Source organism: Oerskovia flava, from assembly GCF_026163685.1.
In the GTDB taxonomy this organism is placed as follows: domain Bacteria; phylum Actinomycetota; class Actinomycetes; order Actinomycetales; family Cellulomonadaceae; genus Oerskovia_A; species Oerskovia_A flava.
Map to the genome: position 1 here is coordinate 332,179 of NZ_JAOXSR010000001.1, position 14,417 is coordinate 346,595.

A 14,417-nucleotide genomic window follows, 5' to 3' on the forward strand; every position below is an offset into this window, starting at 1 on the left:
TCACCGGACGACCGTCACGGGGCACGGTGCGTGGTCGACGGCCTGTCGGCTCACCGAACCGAGCAGCAGCCGGTCGAAGCCGCCGAGCCCGCGGTTGCCCACCACCAGCCGCTCCGCACCCTCGGCGGCCGCGAGGAGACCGCGGGAGGGTGGTGCGTGCACGACGGAGCGTCGCAGGCGCTCGGGCGGCAGGTCGATCTCGGCCTTCTCGATCGCCGCGTCGAGCGCGTCGGCGGCGAAGCGCTCGTAGTCGTCGATCGGCGGTGCCCACCCCCAGGAGTCGGGCAGCGGCGCGAGCGTGACGATCTGCCAGCAGTACACGGCCACCAGGACGGACCCGGTCCGTCGTGCGGCCTCGGCGCCGTGCCGCAACGCGGTGACCGCCGTGGACGATCCGTCCACCCCGACCACCACCCGCGGCAGAGCCCGCTCGCCGGGCTCACCGGGCTCGTCGTGCGGCTCGCCGCGGACGATCGTCACCGGTCCCGTCGCGTGCTGCACGACGGCGGACGAGACGGATCCGAGCACGGTCCGCCCCAGGCGACCCAGCCCGCGGCGGCCGAGGACGAGCATCGCGGCCTCCTCGCCCAGGGAGAGCAGCGTGGGGACCGGTGCGCCCTGGACCTCGACGGCGATCGCGTCCACGTCGATGCCGAGGCGAGCACCGGCCGCGACGAGTCCCGCGTCGAGCAGGTCGGTGGCCGCGCGGCGGCGCTCGGCCACCAGCCCGGCCAGGGCGCCGGTGTCCGTGGCCGACAGCCCGTCCCGCCACGAGGGTTCCCACACGAGCACCGCGCTCAGAGGCAGGTCGCGGCTCACGGCCTCCCGCAGCCCCCAGGTGAGGGCGGTGCGTGACCCGGCCGAGCCGTCGACGCCGACGACGATCCCGCCGGGACGGACGAGGTCCTGCGTTGCTGGTGCCACCGACGTCGGTCTCCTCGAGGTGCCCGCAGGGCGCGGGGGTGTGCGGATGGGGCGGGCAGGGTGCTGGTACGGCGGGCGGGATCCTGACGGCGATCGCTCAGAACCGGGGGCCGTCCTCCCCGTGCAGGAGGTTGCGGATGGGTCGGGTGATCACGTCGACGCGGTCGAGCAGGCTCGACGGTCCGGCGATGACGATGGCGCGGTCGGCGAGCGGGACGTAGGCCGCAGCGGTCTCGCGCACCCTGACCTGCAGCGCGGGCCGTGCGACACCGTCGACGGTGTACGGCTCGGTCGTGAGCTCGGCGGCGTCGACCTCGGTCACGATGGCCCGCATCGCCGCGCGGTACTCCTGATAGCTGTCCAGCAGGTCTTCCTCGTCCGCGACGTCGGAGTGCAGCGGCGCGGCCAGCGCGCCGCTGAGGGCGGCGCGCACGATGTCCGCGGCCTGCTCCTCGTCGTCCGGGCGGACCCGGAGCGTCTCGATGTCGAGCGTCTCGCCGAGGTAGGACACGTACGAGCGCAGGAACCGCTCGTCGGACGGGTCATGGTCACCCGTGCTCGTCCCGGTGACGGTCTCCTCGTCGAGGTCGAGTCCCCAGGTGAGGGGGTCGTCGACCTCGCCCACCAGGCCGCTGAACCGTGCGAAGCGCGCGACGATCTGCTCCCAGGCGTCGTGAGCGGGGGGGTCGGGGTGATCGTCGGGACGGGGCATGGTCCTCCTCACGGCGGCTGCGACGGGCACGCACTGACGAGCCTGCCCCTCCGGGGCCCCGGGGTCAACGGCCGTCGGGCGTGTCGTGCACGCCGCATGGAGCTGGTCGTGCCGGTCGCGCGGCCCGGTACGCGAAGGTCACGGCGTGAGCCCTCTTTCACGCCAGTGGCGAACATCGGCATATCGAGGCCCTACGGCTCGTTGGTCGCGGATAGAGTCGATGCGGTCAGGCCTGAGCACCACCGGCGCAGGTGTACGCCGCTCGTGAGGAGCAGCACATGTTCGAGAGATTTACCGACCGAGCCCGTCGGGTTGTCGTCCTTGCCCAAGAAGAGGCGCGGATGCTCAACCACAACTACATCGGCACGGAGCACATCCTGCTCGGCCTCATCCACGAGGGCGAGGGCGTCGCTGCGAAGGCGCTCGAGTCCCTCGGCATCTCCCTGGACGGTGTGCGCACCCAGGTCACGGAGATCATCGGCGAGGGCCAGCAGGCCCCGAGCGGCCACATCCCGTTCACGCCGCGTGCCAAGAAGGTCCTCGAGCTCTCGCTGCGCGAGGCGCTCCAGCTGGGCCACAACTACATCGGGACCGAGCACATCCTGCTCGGCCTCATCCGCGAGGGCGAGGGCGTCGCCGCCCAGGTGCTCACCAAGATGGGTGCCGACCTCAACAAGGTGCGCCAGCAGGTCATCCAGCTGCTCTCGGGCTACCAGGGCAAGGAGCCGGTCGCTGCCGGCGGCCCCGCCGAGGGCCAGCCGTCCGGTTCGGCCGTGCTGGACCAGTTCGGCCGGAACCTCACGCAGGCCGCGCGCGAGGGCAAGCTCGACCCGGTCATCGGTCGCACGCTCGAGATCGAGCGCGTGATGCAGGTCCTGAGCCGCCGCACCAAGAACAACCCCGTCCTCATCGGCGAGCCCGGTGTCGGCAAGACCGCGGTCGTCGAGGGCCTCGCCCAGGACATCGTCCGCGGAGACGTCCCCGAGACGCTCAAGGACAAGCAGCTCTACACGCTCGACCTCGGCGCCCTGGTGGCGGGCTCGCGGTACCGCGGTGACTTCGAGGAGCGCCTGAAGAAGGTCCTCAAGGAGATCCGCACCCGCGGCGACATCATCCTGTTCATCGACGAGATCCACACCCTCGTGGGTGCCGGCGCCGCCGAGGGCGCGATCGACGCCGCGAGCATCCTCAAGCCGATGCTCGCCCGTGGTGAGCTCCAGACCATCGGTGCCACGACGCTCGACGAGTACCGCAAGCACGTCGAGAAGGACCCGGCGCTCGAGCGTCGTTTCCAGCCGATCCAGGTCGCCGAGCCGGCGCTGCCGCACGCGATCGAGATCCTCAAGGGTCTGCGCGACCGCTACGAGGCGCACCACCGCGTGTCCATCACGGACGCCGCGCTGGTCTCGGCCGCGACGCTCGCCGACCGCTACATCAACGACCGGTTCCTGCCGGACAAGGCGATCGACCTGATCGACGAGGCCGGCGCCCGCCTGCGCATCCGCCGGATGACGGCTCCGCCCGAGCTCAAGGAGCTCGACGAGCAGATCGCCGACGCGCGCCGGGACAAGGAGTCGGCGATCGACGAGCAGGACTTCGAGAAGGCGGCACGGCTGCGCGACAGCGAGAAGCAGCTCACGCAGAAGCGTGCCGACAAGGAGAAGGCCTGGAAGTCGGGTGACCTCGACACGGTCGCAGAGGTCGACGAGGAGCTGATCGCGGAGGTCCTGGCGATGTCCACGGGCATCCCCGTCTTCAAGCTCACGGAGGAGGAATCCAGCCGCCTGCTCCACATGGAGGACGAGCTGCACAAGCGCGTCGTCGGCCAGGAGGCAGCCATCAAGGCGCTCTCGCAGGCCATCCGTCGCACGCGCGCCGGCCTCAAGGACCCGAAGCGTCCCGGTGGGTCGTTCATCTTCGCCGGGCCCACGGGTGTCGGCAAGACCGAGCTCGCCAAGGCGCTCGCCGAGTTCCTCTTCGGCGACGAGGACGCGCTCATCCAGCTCGACATGTCGGAGTTCTCCGAGAAGCACACCGTCTCGCGGCTGTTCGGCTCGCCCCCCGGCTACGTCGGGTACGACGAGGGCGGTCAGCTCACGGAGAAGGTGCGGCGCAAGCCGTTCTCGGTCGTCCTGTTCGACGAGGTGGAGAAGGCGCACGCCGACATCTTCAACTCGCTCCTGCAGATCCTCGAGGACGGTCGTCTCACGGACTCCCAGGGTCGAGTCGTCGACTTCAAGAACACCGTGATCATCATGACCACGAACCTCGGCACGCGAGACATCGCCAAGGGCGTCCAGACCGGCTTCAACGCCGGCGGCGACCTGGTGACGTCGTACGAGCGCATGAAGGCCAAGGTCAACGACGAGCTCAAGCAGCACTTCCGTCCTGAGTTCCTCAACCGTGTCGACGACGTGGTGGTCTTCCCGCAGCTCTCGCAGGCGGAGATCGTCGCGATCGTGGACCTCATGATCGCCAAGCTCGACTCCCGCATGCGGGACAAGGACATGGGGATCGAGCTCACGCCCGCCGCGAAGTTCCTGCTGGCGGACAAGGGCTACGACCCGGTCCTCGGTGCCCGTCCGCTGCGTCGTGCAATCCAGCGCGACATCGAGGACGTCCTGTCGGAGAAGATCCTCTTCGGCGAGGTCAAGGCCGGCGAGATCATCGTGGTCGACGCCGAGGGCGAAGGCCTGCTGGGCGAGTTCACGTTCCGCGGGGTCCCCAAGGGCGACCACTCCCGCGGGCCGCTGAGCGTCGCCGCCGCGAGCGCGATCAACGCGCCCACGGGCATCTCCACGGCGGACCTCCCGCCGACCGGGGAGCTGCAGGCCGGCGCGGAGTGACCTGACACCGGTGCTCTCGACCTGACACGGTCCGCTCGACCTGACACAGGGCACGGACCCGCACCACGACGAAGCCCCGGACCCCCTCACGGAGGTCCGGGGCTTCGTCGTGGTGCGGGTGGTGCCGGGGTGGTGCCCGGTGGTGCCGGCGGGATCAGCCCTTGACGGCGCCTGCCGTCAGGCCCGTCGCCAGGCGGCGCTGGACGAGGATGAAGAAGATCATCACGGGGACGGTGATGATCGTGGAGCCTGCCATGACGGCTCCCCAGTCGTTGGAGTACTGGCCGAAGAAGGACCGCAGCCCGATCGCGACCGTGTAGTTCTCGGTCGCGCCGCCCAGCATCGTCAGCGCGAAGATGAACTCGTTCCACGCGGTGATGAAGCTGAAGATGCTCGTCGCGACGAGCCCGGGCGCCACGAGCGGCAGCAGGACCGACCAGAACATGCGCCCCCAGCTGGCGCCGTCGAGGTACGCGGCCTCCTCGAGCTCGACGGGGACCGCCGCCACGAAGCCGCGCAGCATCCAGATGCCGAACGCGAGCGCGAGCGTCACGTAGACCACGACGAGGCCCGCCAGGGTCCCGAGGAGCTGCAGGTCGCGGACCTGCACGAACAGCGGGATGACGAGCGCCTCGAGCGGAACCATCTGCACGATGAGGATGAGCATGAGGATCTGCGTGCGCATCCGGAAGCGGAAGCGTGCGACCGCGACGGCGGCGAGCAGCGCGAGGACCGCGGAGACGAGGACCGTCGCGCCCGCCACGATGAGCGAGTTGCGCAGGAACACCGTGAAGCCGCCCTCGTCGAGGACGAACGCGAAGTTGTCGAGCGTGAGCTCCTGGGGAAAGAACGAGCTCGACCGTCCGGCGCGGGCGTCGAAGGCGCTCGCCAGCATCCAGTAGACGGGGAACAGCGTGAAGATCAGCAGGAGCGCCACGAGGACGCCCTTGCCGATCGTGTGCGCGGGGGAGGTTCGTCTCACAGCTCTTCCTCCTTGAGGATCGTGCGCACGTAGACCGCGGTGATCGAGAGCAGCAGCAACGTCAGCAGGACGGCGATCGCTGAGCCGAACCCGTAGCGGTTCTGGCCGAACGACTCGACGTAGGACCACACCCCGAGGTTGAGCACCTCTCGGTTCGACCCGGCCCCACCGGGCATGAGGTAGACCTGCGCGAACACCTTGAAGTCCCAGATCGTCGACAGGATGATGACGACGGCGAAGACCTGGCGCAGCTGCGGGACGATGATCTGGAAGAACCGTCGCCACCCGCCCGCACCATCCATCTCCGCGGCCTCGAGCATCTCCTTGGGCACACCGAGCAGGCCGGCGAGGACGGTGATCGCGACGAACGGGAAGCCGTGGTGGATGACGTTGAGCAGGACGATCGCGTAGAAGCTGAAGCGCCCGGTGAACCAGTTCACCGGGTCGTCCATGAGCCCCATGTTCATGAGCGTCTGGTTGAAGATGCCGCGGTCGGCGTCGAAGATCCACACCCACACGTAGGTGCCGGTGACGGCGGGCATGGCCCAGGCCGCCATGATCGCGCTCGAGACGATGGTGCGCCACGTGGTCCCGAGGGACGCGAGGAGCACGGCGACCGCGGTCCCGAAGGCGACGGTTCCGGCGACGGCCAGTACGGCGAAGCCGATGGTGTTGGGCAGGACGATGGTCCAGAGCTGCGCGGAACCCAGGATCTCGGCGAAGTTCGCGAAGCCGATCCAGTTGGGCTCGCCCGAGACGATCTCGCGGAGCCCGTAGTCCTGCAGCGAGAACAGCACCACACGGATGAGCGGCCACAGGAGGAGGACCGCGAGGACGAGGAGCGAGGGGGCGAGCAGGAGCCAGGGCCGGGCGAGCGCGGCGCGGCGCCGGCTGAGGGGGCGACGCCCGGTGGGGGCGGGCGAGCTGCCCGCCCCCACCGGCGCTGCCGTGGGCAGCTGGGTCGACATACGGCGTCAGTCGCCGTTCAGGGTGTCGGTCAGCTCCTGTGCGGCGGCGGCGCTCGCGTCCTCGACGCTCGACTGGCCCGAGAGGATCGCCTGCATCATGACGCTCGTGGTCTTCTGCGCCTGCACGGCGCCGAAGGCCGGCGAGGCCGGCACGGAGGCGCCGCCGTCGACGAACTGCTGGGCGAAGGGTGCGACCAGCGGGTCGTCGCTGCCGACGGCCTCGTCGAGGAGGGAGGACTGGCCCGGGAAGTACCCGGACTGCGAGGCCCACTCCTGAGCGAACTCGCCGGTCGTCATCATCTCGATGAACGCGAAGGCGAGGTCCTTGTCGTCGGAGGTCTCGAACATGCTCAGGTGCGAGCCGCCAAGCACGGAGGGGGAGATCCCGCCGTCCTTGCCCGGGATCGGCACGGCGGAGAACTTGCCGTCCATGTCCGGGTTCTTCTCGATGATCGCGGCGGGCGTCCAGGAGCCCATGACCGCCATCGCGACGTCACCCTCGGCGAACGCGTCGAGGACGTCGGTCTCGCGCCAGGTCACCGCGCCGGCCGACGACAGGTTGTGCTCTGTCGCGAGGCCGGTCCAGAAGGAGATGCCCTCGCGCGCACCGGGGGAGTCGAGTCCGGAGGTCCACGTCTCGCCCTCGAGCGTCGCGACGTCTCCGCCACCGCCCCAGACCCATGGGTAGACCGTGAACTCGGCGTCACCGGGCACGGCGACGGCCACCATGTCGGGGTTCGCGTCCTTGACGGCGATCGCCGCGTCCTCGATCTCCTGCCAGGTGGTCGGCGCCTCGAGGCCGAGCTCGTCGAAGACCTCGGTGTTGTAGACGAACGAGCGCACGCCGGCGTACCAGGGCATGCCGTAGAGCTCGCCGTCGTACGTGCCGGCCTCGACCAGGCCGTCGACGAGGTCGTCACCGAGCCCGGCGCCCTCGACGTACTCGCCGAGGGGCGCGAGCGCACCGGCGTCGGCGAACTCGGGCGTCCAGGTGGTCCCGGTCTCGGCGACGTCCGGCGTCGTGCCGCCGGCGATCGAGGTGACGAACCGGTCGTGGGCGTCGCCCCACTCGACGAACTCGACGTTGAGCTCGGCACCGGTCTCCTCGGTGAACGCCTCGCCCACGGTGTCGAAGAACTCGTCCGAGCTCGGGTTGGTCCCCTGCATGATCCACACGTCGAGCGTCTTGCCGGCGCCGTCGACGTCGCCACCCTCGCCGCCGTTCCCGCCGCCGGAGCAAGCAGTCAGGCCGAGAGTCACCACGCTGAGAGCGGCTACTACGGGGAGTCTTGTTGATCGCATCAGGGCCTCTTCACCATGTCGAGTCACACATGTCGGTCGTGCGGAGTTGCCGTCTCCGCTGCTTGTAAGAGATCTTCACATATTCGAGGAGCGGCGACCTCCTCGCGCTTGTAAGAGATCATCACACATGGACTGAAGTGTGGAAGTAAATTTCACACAGTGGTAACGAAACCGTGATCTGGCGAGACGGCGGGGGTCAGGCCAGGTGCCACGCCTCGGTCATCTCGGACCACGGGGTGCCCGGAGGCGTGCCGGGAGGCGCCTCGACCGGCGTCTGGCACGGGTCGGTGTGCGTCCACCACTCCTGCGTGACCGGGTCTGCGGCGATGCGTGCCATGTCCGCGTCGTGATCGGCCCCGACGTACTCGTAGTACGCGAACAGCAGCTCCCCGTGGATGAAGATGGTGTAGTTGGTGACGTGGTGAGTCGAGAGGGTCGCCTCGACCTCGGGCCACACCGCGGCGTGCAGCTCGAGGTACCGCTCGCGCATGCCCGGCGTGATCCGGACGACCTGACCGTGGCGCTCCATGAGTGATTCCTCTCGAGTGATCGGTTCTACCCAGCGTAGAATCTGCTATATGCCTGTTATGGGGCTATCGAAACGGCGGAAGATCTACGATACATTCGATGAATGATCCGGGACGGCATCGTCGATGCCCATCATCACCTGTGGGTGCGTGCACGCCACCCGCAGGACTGGATCGACCCCACGAGCATGGCCGCGATCGACGCGGACTTCACGCCGGACGACCTCGCCGCCGCGACGTCCGGGCACGGGATCGAGGGGACCGTCGTCGTGCAGTCGGTGAGCTCGACCTCCGAGACGCTCGACCTCCTCGACGTGGCCGCGGGCTCGTCGCTCGTGCGGGGCGTCGTCGGCTGGGTGGACGTCCGCGCGCCCGACGTGCCGGAGCGGCTCGCGAGGCTGCGCGCCGCACGGGGTGGTGACCGACTCGTCGGCATCCGGTACATGGTCCAGGCCGAGGCCGACCCCCGGTTCCTCGACCGCGACGACGTCCGCCGGGGCATCGCGGCCGTCGCGGCGGACGACCTCGTCTTCGACCTCGTCGTGCGCGACCACCAGCTCGCGGCGGTCGTGCGGCTCGTCGAGGCGCAGCCGCAGAGCCGGTTCGTCCTCGACCACCTCGGCAAGCCGCCGCTCGCGGACGGGCACCTGGCGACGTGGTCCGCGGACCTGGCGCGCCTGGCCTCCTGCCCGAACGTCAGCGCCAAGCTCTCCGGGCTCGTCACCGAGGCGCGGTGGGACGACTGGACCCCGCGCGACCTGCGGCCCGCCGTCGACCACGCCCTGGAGACCTTCGGTGCCGACCGGCTCCTGTACGGCTCCGACTGGCCGGTGAGCCTGCTCGCCGCGTCGTACGGTCGCTGGGTCGAGGCCCTCGACGACCTCCTGGCAGGCCTGAGCCCCGCGGAGCAGCACGCCGTCTGGCAGGGCACCGCCCGTCGCGTCTACGGCCTGCCGTCGGCGTCGCCCCCGACGGGGAGCACCCCCTCGACAGCGCCCGCAGCGGGCGAGAAGGAGAGCACGTGAACAGCACCGAGCTGGACGGCCTGCGCGCCGTCGTGACCGGCGGCGCGCAGGGCATCGGCGCCGCGATCGTCCGGGCGATGGCCGAGCGCGGCGCCCGCGTCGTGAGTCTCGACCGGGTCGCGGAGACGGGGCCCGACGCCGTGGGGTCCGTGGTCGCCGACCTCACCGACGACACCGCGGTGCGCCGCGCGATCGACGAGGCCGCCGAGCTGCTCGGCGGGATCGACGCGCTCGTGAACAACGCCGGCATCGGGCTCCGCGGCACGATCGAGGACAACGACGACGCGGACTGGATGCGCCTGCTCGACGTCAACGTCCTCGGGATCGTGCGGGCGAGCCGGGCCGCGCTGACGCACCTGCGGGCGTCGGACCACGCCGTCATCGTCAACACGTGCTCGATCGCGGGCTGGGCCGGGATCCCCGACCGGGCGGCGTACAGCACGTCGAAGGGCGCCGTCCAGGCCCTCACGCTCGCCATGGCGGCCGACCACGTGCACGACGGCGTCCGCGTCAACGCGGTCAACCCCGGCACGGTCGACACGGTGATGGCACGCGGGCACATCGCCGCTGCGGCCGACCCCGTCGCCGAGCTCGCGGCCATGGAGTCACGCCAGGCGACCGGCCGGATGGTCAGCCCCGAGGAGGTCGCGCACGCGGTCTGCTACCTCGTGAGCCCTCTCGCCTCCTCGACGACCGGCACGTTCCTCGCGGTCGACGGCGGGATGCACGGCCTGCGCCTGCGCGGCCCGGCCGCGAGCGGGTCCTGACATGGCCGCGCGCACGACGACGGTCGGTCGCGACGTCCGCCTGACCCCGCTCGGGTACGGGGCCGCCCAGGCGGGCAACCTCTACCGCGAGGTCGGCGACGCCGAGACAAGGGCGGCGTTCGACCGGGCGTGGGACCTCGGGCTGCGGTACTTCGACACCGCGCCCCACTACGGCCTCGGGCTGTCCGAGCGCCGGCTCGGGGACGCGCTGAGGGGCCGGCCGCGCGACGAGCTGGTCGTCTCCACGAAGGTCGGTCGCCTGCTCGTCCCTTCGCCCGAGACGGCTCACGAGCGCGACCTGCCCGGGTTCGACGTCCCCGCCACCCATCGCCGCGAGTGGGACCTCACCCGCGACGGGGTGCTCCGCTCCCTCGAGGAGAGCCTCGAGCGCACCGGGCTCGACCGCTTCGACGTCGTCTACCTCCACGACCCGGACCACCTCGAGGACCAGGCCGTCCGGGAGGCCATCCCCGCCCTCGTGGAGCTGCGAGACCAGGGGGTCGTGGGCGCCGTCGGCGCGGGGATGAACCAGTCGGCGATGCTCACGCGGTTCGTCGAGCGCACCGACGTCGACGTCGTCATGTGCGCGGGGCGGTTCACCCTGCTGGAGCAGCCCGCGCTCTGCGACCTGCTTCCCGCCGCGACCGCCCGCGGCGTGGGCGTCGTGGTCGCCGGCGTCTACAACTCCGGGCTCCTCGCCCGCGACCGGCCGGCCGACGACGCCACCTACGACTACCAGCAGGCCCCCGCCGCGCTCGTCGACCGAGCCCGCCGGATCGCCGCCCGCTGCACGGAGCACGGCGTCACCCTGCCGCAGGCCGCGCTGGCCTACGTCCGCCGCCACCCCGCCGTGGCGAGCACCGTCGTCGGCCTCCGGACCGCCGCCCAGGTCGAGCAGACGGTGGAGCGAGCCGCCGCCGTCGTGCCCGACGCCCTGTGGGACACCCTGGCCGGCGACGGCCTGCTCGACCCCGCCGCGCACCCCGCGGCCTTCGCCCGACACCCCTGACGTACCGCGTGCGACACGCACGCACGACTCCGCACGAGACGAGGACATGATGCACCTGCTCCGCCTGGGCCCCGTGGGCCAGGAGATCCCCGCCGTCACCGACGACGACGGGGTGGTCCACGACCTGCGGCCGGTCACGGCCGAGATCGACGGCGCGTTCCTCGCCGCGGGCGGCATCGACCGGGCGCGGGCCGCGCTCGCTGCGGGCGAGCTGCCCGTGCTCCGCGGGGCGCAGGACCTGCGCCGGGGCGCGCCCGTCGCGCGGCCACCCGCCGTCATCTGCATCGGGCAGAACTACGCGGCGCACGCCGCCGAGTCCGGCGCGCGGCCGCCGTCGGTGCCGATCGTGTTCCTCAAGCACCCCAACACGGTCGTGGGCCCGGACGACACCGTGCCCCTGCCCCCCGGTGCCGAGAAGCTGGACTGGGAGGTCGAGCTCGCGATCGTCGTCGGGCGGCGGGCCAGCTACCTCGCGTCGGTCGAGGAGGCGCGTGCGCACATCGCGGGCTTCACCACGGTCGACGACATCTCCGAGCGGGCGTGGCAGATGGACGAGTCCCTCGGCCAGTGGTCGAAGGGCAAGTGCGGCGAGGCGTTCGCCCCGACCGGTCCGGCGCTGGTCCCCGCCGACGAGGTCGACCCCGGCGCGCTGCGGCTGCGGTCCTGGGTCAACGGGGAGCCCCGGCAGGACTCGTCCACGCGCGACATGATCTTCGACGTCGACCACCTCGTGTGGCACCTGAGCCAGTACATGGTGCTCGAGCCGGGCGACCTCATCTCCACCGGCACCCCGGAGGGCGTGGCGTTCTCGGGCCGCTTCCCCTACCTCCGGGACGGCGACGTCGTCGAGATCGAGATCGAGGGCTTCGGGCGCCAGCGGCACGCCGTCCGCACACCGGCCGCCGTGCGCGCGAGCGCCGCCCTCGTCCCGTGATCGCCAGCCCGAGCGCGACGGATCCGGGTCTCGTGCTGCGCTACGACGCACCCGCGACGGCCTGGACCGACGCCCTGCCGATCGGCAACGGCTCGCTCGGGGCGATGTGCTTCGGCGGTACGGGCCTGGACCGGCTGCAGGTCAACGACGACACGTGCTGGTCGGGGTCCCCGGCGAGCGCCGCCCGGCCGGCCCCGGGCGCGGGCCCGGAGGCCGTGCGCCGCGTCCGTGCCGCGCTCGCCGCGGGGGACGTGCGGGCGGCGGAGGACGAGGTCAGAGCCCTCCAGCACGGGCACAGCCAGGCGTACCAGCCGCTCGTCGACCTGTGGATCGCAGCGTCTGACGCCCCGGACGCACCCGTCGAGGACTATCGACGCACGCTCGACCTAGGTGCGGCCGTCGCCGCGCACACCTGGCAGCGGTCGGGCGTGGTCGCGACGCAGGAGGCGTGGGCGAGCGCTCCTGCCCGGGCGATCGTCGTGCGTCGTAGCGCGCAGGACCTCGCGCGCGCGCCCGCCGTGCTGCCCACCACCGAGGTGCGGGTCACGTCCGTGCACCCGACCGCCGTCGTGACCGCGCGGCTCGACGACCGCTCCCGTGGCGGGCGCGTCGAGGCGGTCGTGCGGATGCCCTCGGAGGTCGCGCCCCCGCACGAGGACCCTGCGCAGCCCGTCGTCTACGACGACGCACCGGGTGCGGCCGTCACCGCCGTCGTCGGGATGCGCGTGCTGACGGACGGCGAGATCGAGGTGGACGACGGCGGTCTGCGCGTCACGGGTGCGAGCCACCTCACCGTCGCGCTCGGCAGCCGGACCGACCACACCGACCCGCTCACTGCGCCGCACGGTGACGTCGGCGCCCTGCGCACCGAGCTGGACCTGGCCCTCGACGGGCTCGCCCGCCGGCTGCGGGCCGACGCGGACGAGGTGCGCGCCGAGCACGTGGCCGACCACGACGCGCTCTTCGGCCGGGTCACGCTGCGGCTCGGGGAGGGCTCGGACCTGGCGACGGACGAGCGCGTGCGTCGGCACGCCGACGGCGACGAGGACCCGGGGCTGGCGGCGCTCGTCTTCCAGTACGGCCGGTACCTCATGGTGGCGGGCTCGCGGCCAGGGACGCTGCCCCTGACGCTGCAGGGCATCTGGAACGAGGAGGTCCGGCCGCCGTGGAGCAGCAACTACACGACGAACATCAACCTCGAGATGAACTACTGGCCCGCCGACGTCGCGAACCTCGCCGAGTGCCACCGCCCCCTCCTCGACTGGCTGGGGCACGCCCGCACCACGGGCGGGGTCGTGGCGCGCGAGCTCTACGGGCTCGACGGCTGGGTCCTGCACCACAACTCCGACGCGTGGGGCTTCGCCCTGCCCGTCGGGGAGGGTGACGCGGACCCGTGCTGGTCCATGTGGCCGCTCGGGGCCGTCTGGCTCGCCCGCCACGCCTGGGACCACTATGACGTCACGCGGAACCTCGACCACTTGGAGCACAGCGGCTGGCCCCTCGTCCGGGACGCGGGGCTCTTCGCGCTCTCGTGGCTCGTGGACGGGCCCGACGGGCGGCTCGTGACATCGCCCTCGACGTCGCCCGAGAATCACTTCCGCGCCCCCGACGGGCAGCCTGCCGCGCTGAGCACGTCGACCACCGCCGACCTGGCGCTGATCGGCGACCTCCTCGAACGCGGCCTGGACGTCCTGGACGCGCTGGCTCCCCGCGGTGTGTACGACGACGCGTGGCGGACCCGGGCGGCCGACGCCCTCGCCCGCCTGCCCCGGGAACGGGTCGGCCCCGACGGGCGCCTGGCGGAGTGGTCCCAGGACGTCGAGGACACCGAGCCTGACCACCGGCACACCACCCACTTGGTCGGCGTCTACCCGGCGGCGCGGATCGACCCCGAGCGCACGCCCGGGCTCGCGGACGCGGCGCTGCGCACCCTCGACGCCCGCGGTCCGCGGTCCACCGGGTGGGCGCTCGCGTGGCGGCTCGCGCTGCGCGCCCGGCTTCGGGACACCGACGGCGCCGCCGCGACCCTGCGCGCGTTCCTCGCGCCCACCGGCGACGCTGCCGACCCGGGACGCGCCGGCGTCTACCGCAACCTGTTCTGCGCCCACCCGCCGTTCCAGATCGACGGCAACTTCGGCTTCACGGCCGGTGTGGCCGAGATGCTCCTGCAGTCTCGCTCCGAGAGCCCCGGTCGCACCGTGCTCGACGTGCTGCCCGTGCTGCCCGCGTCGTGGAGCGAGGGCGAGGTTCGCGGGCTGCGGGCCCACGGTGCCGTCACGGTCGACCTCGCCTGGCACGCGGGCGACGTCACCGTGCGGCTCGTGGCCGACCGCGACCACCAGGTGGTCGTGCGAGGTCGTGGGCCGGACACGACCCTCGACCTGGTCGCCGGCGTCCCGACCGTGCTCCGACCCGGGTAGG

The 14,417-nt window shown here is 71.8% G+C and carries 12 protein-coding genes; 6 read left to right on the plus strand and 6 right to left on the minus strand.

What is annotated here, in order from left to right; translation table 11 throughout:
* Window positions 1-924, minus strand: coding sequence for a universal stress protein (locus OHL10_RS01515; RefSeq protein WP_265520377.1), 924 nt, complete (start codon window positions 922-924; stop codon window positions 1-3).
* 97 nt (window positions 925-1,021) lie between these two features.
* A complete protein-coding gene (locus OHL10_RS01520; RefSeq protein WP_265520378.1) occupies window positions 1,022-1,636 on the minus strand; it encodes a hypothetical protein in 615 nt (204 codons plus the stop codon).
* 278 nt (window positions 1,637-1,914) lie between these two features.
* Here OHL10_RS01520 and OHL10_RS01525 point away from each other — a divergent pair, with 278 nt between their 5' ends.
* Window positions 1,915-4,482 carry an ATP-dependent Clp protease ATP-binding subunit gene (locus OHL10_RS01525; protein WP_265520379.1) on the plus strand — a complete coding sequence of 856 codons (2,568 nt, stop codon included), beginning with the start codon at window positions 1,915-1,917 and terminating at the stop codon, window positions 4,480-4,482.
* Window positions 4,483-4,636: 154 nt separating this feature from the next.
* Here OHL10_RS01525 and OHL10_RS01530 read toward each other — a convergent pair whose 3' ends face one another.
* The 4 genes from OHL10_RS01530 to OHL10_RS01545 form a co-directional block, all read right to left on the minus strand.
* Window positions 4,637-5,464: a carbohydrate ABC transporter permease gene (locus tag OHL10_RS01530; protein ID WP_265520380.1), complete on the minus strand. Its 828-nt coding sequence runs from the start codon at window positions 5,462-5,464 to the stop codon at window positions 4,637-4,639.
* The gene (locus OHL10_RS01535) at window positions 5,461-6,432 is read right to left on the minus strand and encodes a carbohydrate ABC transporter permease (RefSeq protein ID WP_265520381.1); all 972 of its coding nucleotides are present in this window, start codon (window positions 6,430-6,432) and stop codon (window positions 5,461-5,463) included. Before OHL10_RS01535 ends, OHL10_RS01530 begins: the two co-directional genes overlap by 4 nt.
* A gap of 6 nt (window positions 6,433-6,438) precedes the next feature.
* Entirely contained in the window at window positions 6,439-7,695 is a 1,257-nt protein-coding gene (locus OHL10_RS01540) for a sugar ABC transporter substrate-binding protein (RefSeq protein ID WP_425498904.1), read from the minus strand.
* Window positions 7,696-7,930: 235 nt separating this feature from the next.
* Complete coding sequence (locus OHL10_RS01545; RefSeq protein WP_265520383.1) at window positions 7,931-8,263, minus strand: L-rhamnose mutarotase; 333 nt, start codon at window positions 8,261-8,263, stop codon at window positions 7,931-7,933.
* Between the two features lie 102 nt (window positions 8,264-8,365).
* Between OHL10_RS01545 and OHL10_RS01550 the strand changes: the two genes are divergently transcribed.
* From OHL10_RS01550 to OHL10_RS01570, 5 genes are read left to right on the plus strand one after another with little or no spacing between them, the layout of a single operon-like run.
* Entirely contained in the window at window positions 8,366-9,286 is a 921-nt protein-coding gene (locus OHL10_RS01550; protein ID WP_265520384.1) for an amidohydrolase family protein, read from the plus strand.
* Window positions 9,283-10,053, plus strand: a complete 771-nt coding sequence (locus OHL10_RS01555; RefSeq protein WP_265520385.1) for an SDR family NAD(P)-dependent oxidoreductase — start codon at window positions 9,283-9,285, stop codon at window positions 10,051-10,053. The genes OHL10_RS01550 and OHL10_RS01555 overlap by 4 nt, the downstream gene beginning before the upstream one ends.
* A gap of 1 nt (window position 10,054) precedes the next feature.
* Complete coding sequence (locus tag OHL10_RS01560) at window positions 10,055-11,062, plus strand: aldo/keto reductase (protein ID WP_265520386.1); 1,008 nt, start codon at window positions 10,055-10,057, stop codon at window positions 11,060-11,062.
* Between the two features lie 49 nt (window positions 11,063-11,111).
* Window positions 11,112-11,996, plus strand: a complete 885-nt coding sequence (locus tag OHL10_RS01565) for a fumarylacetoacetate hydrolase family protein (protein ID WP_265520984.1) — start codon at window positions 11,112-11,114, stop codon at window positions 11,994-11,996.
* Window positions 11,993-14,416, plus strand: a complete 2,424-nt coding sequence (locus OHL10_RS01570; RefSeq protein ID WP_265520387.1) for a glycoside hydrolase family 95 protein — start codon at window positions 11,993-11,995, stop codon at window positions 14,414-14,416. Before OHL10_RS01565 ends, OHL10_RS01570 begins: the two co-directional genes overlap by 4 nt.
* The last annotated feature ends 1 nt before the right edge of the window (window position 14,417 follow it).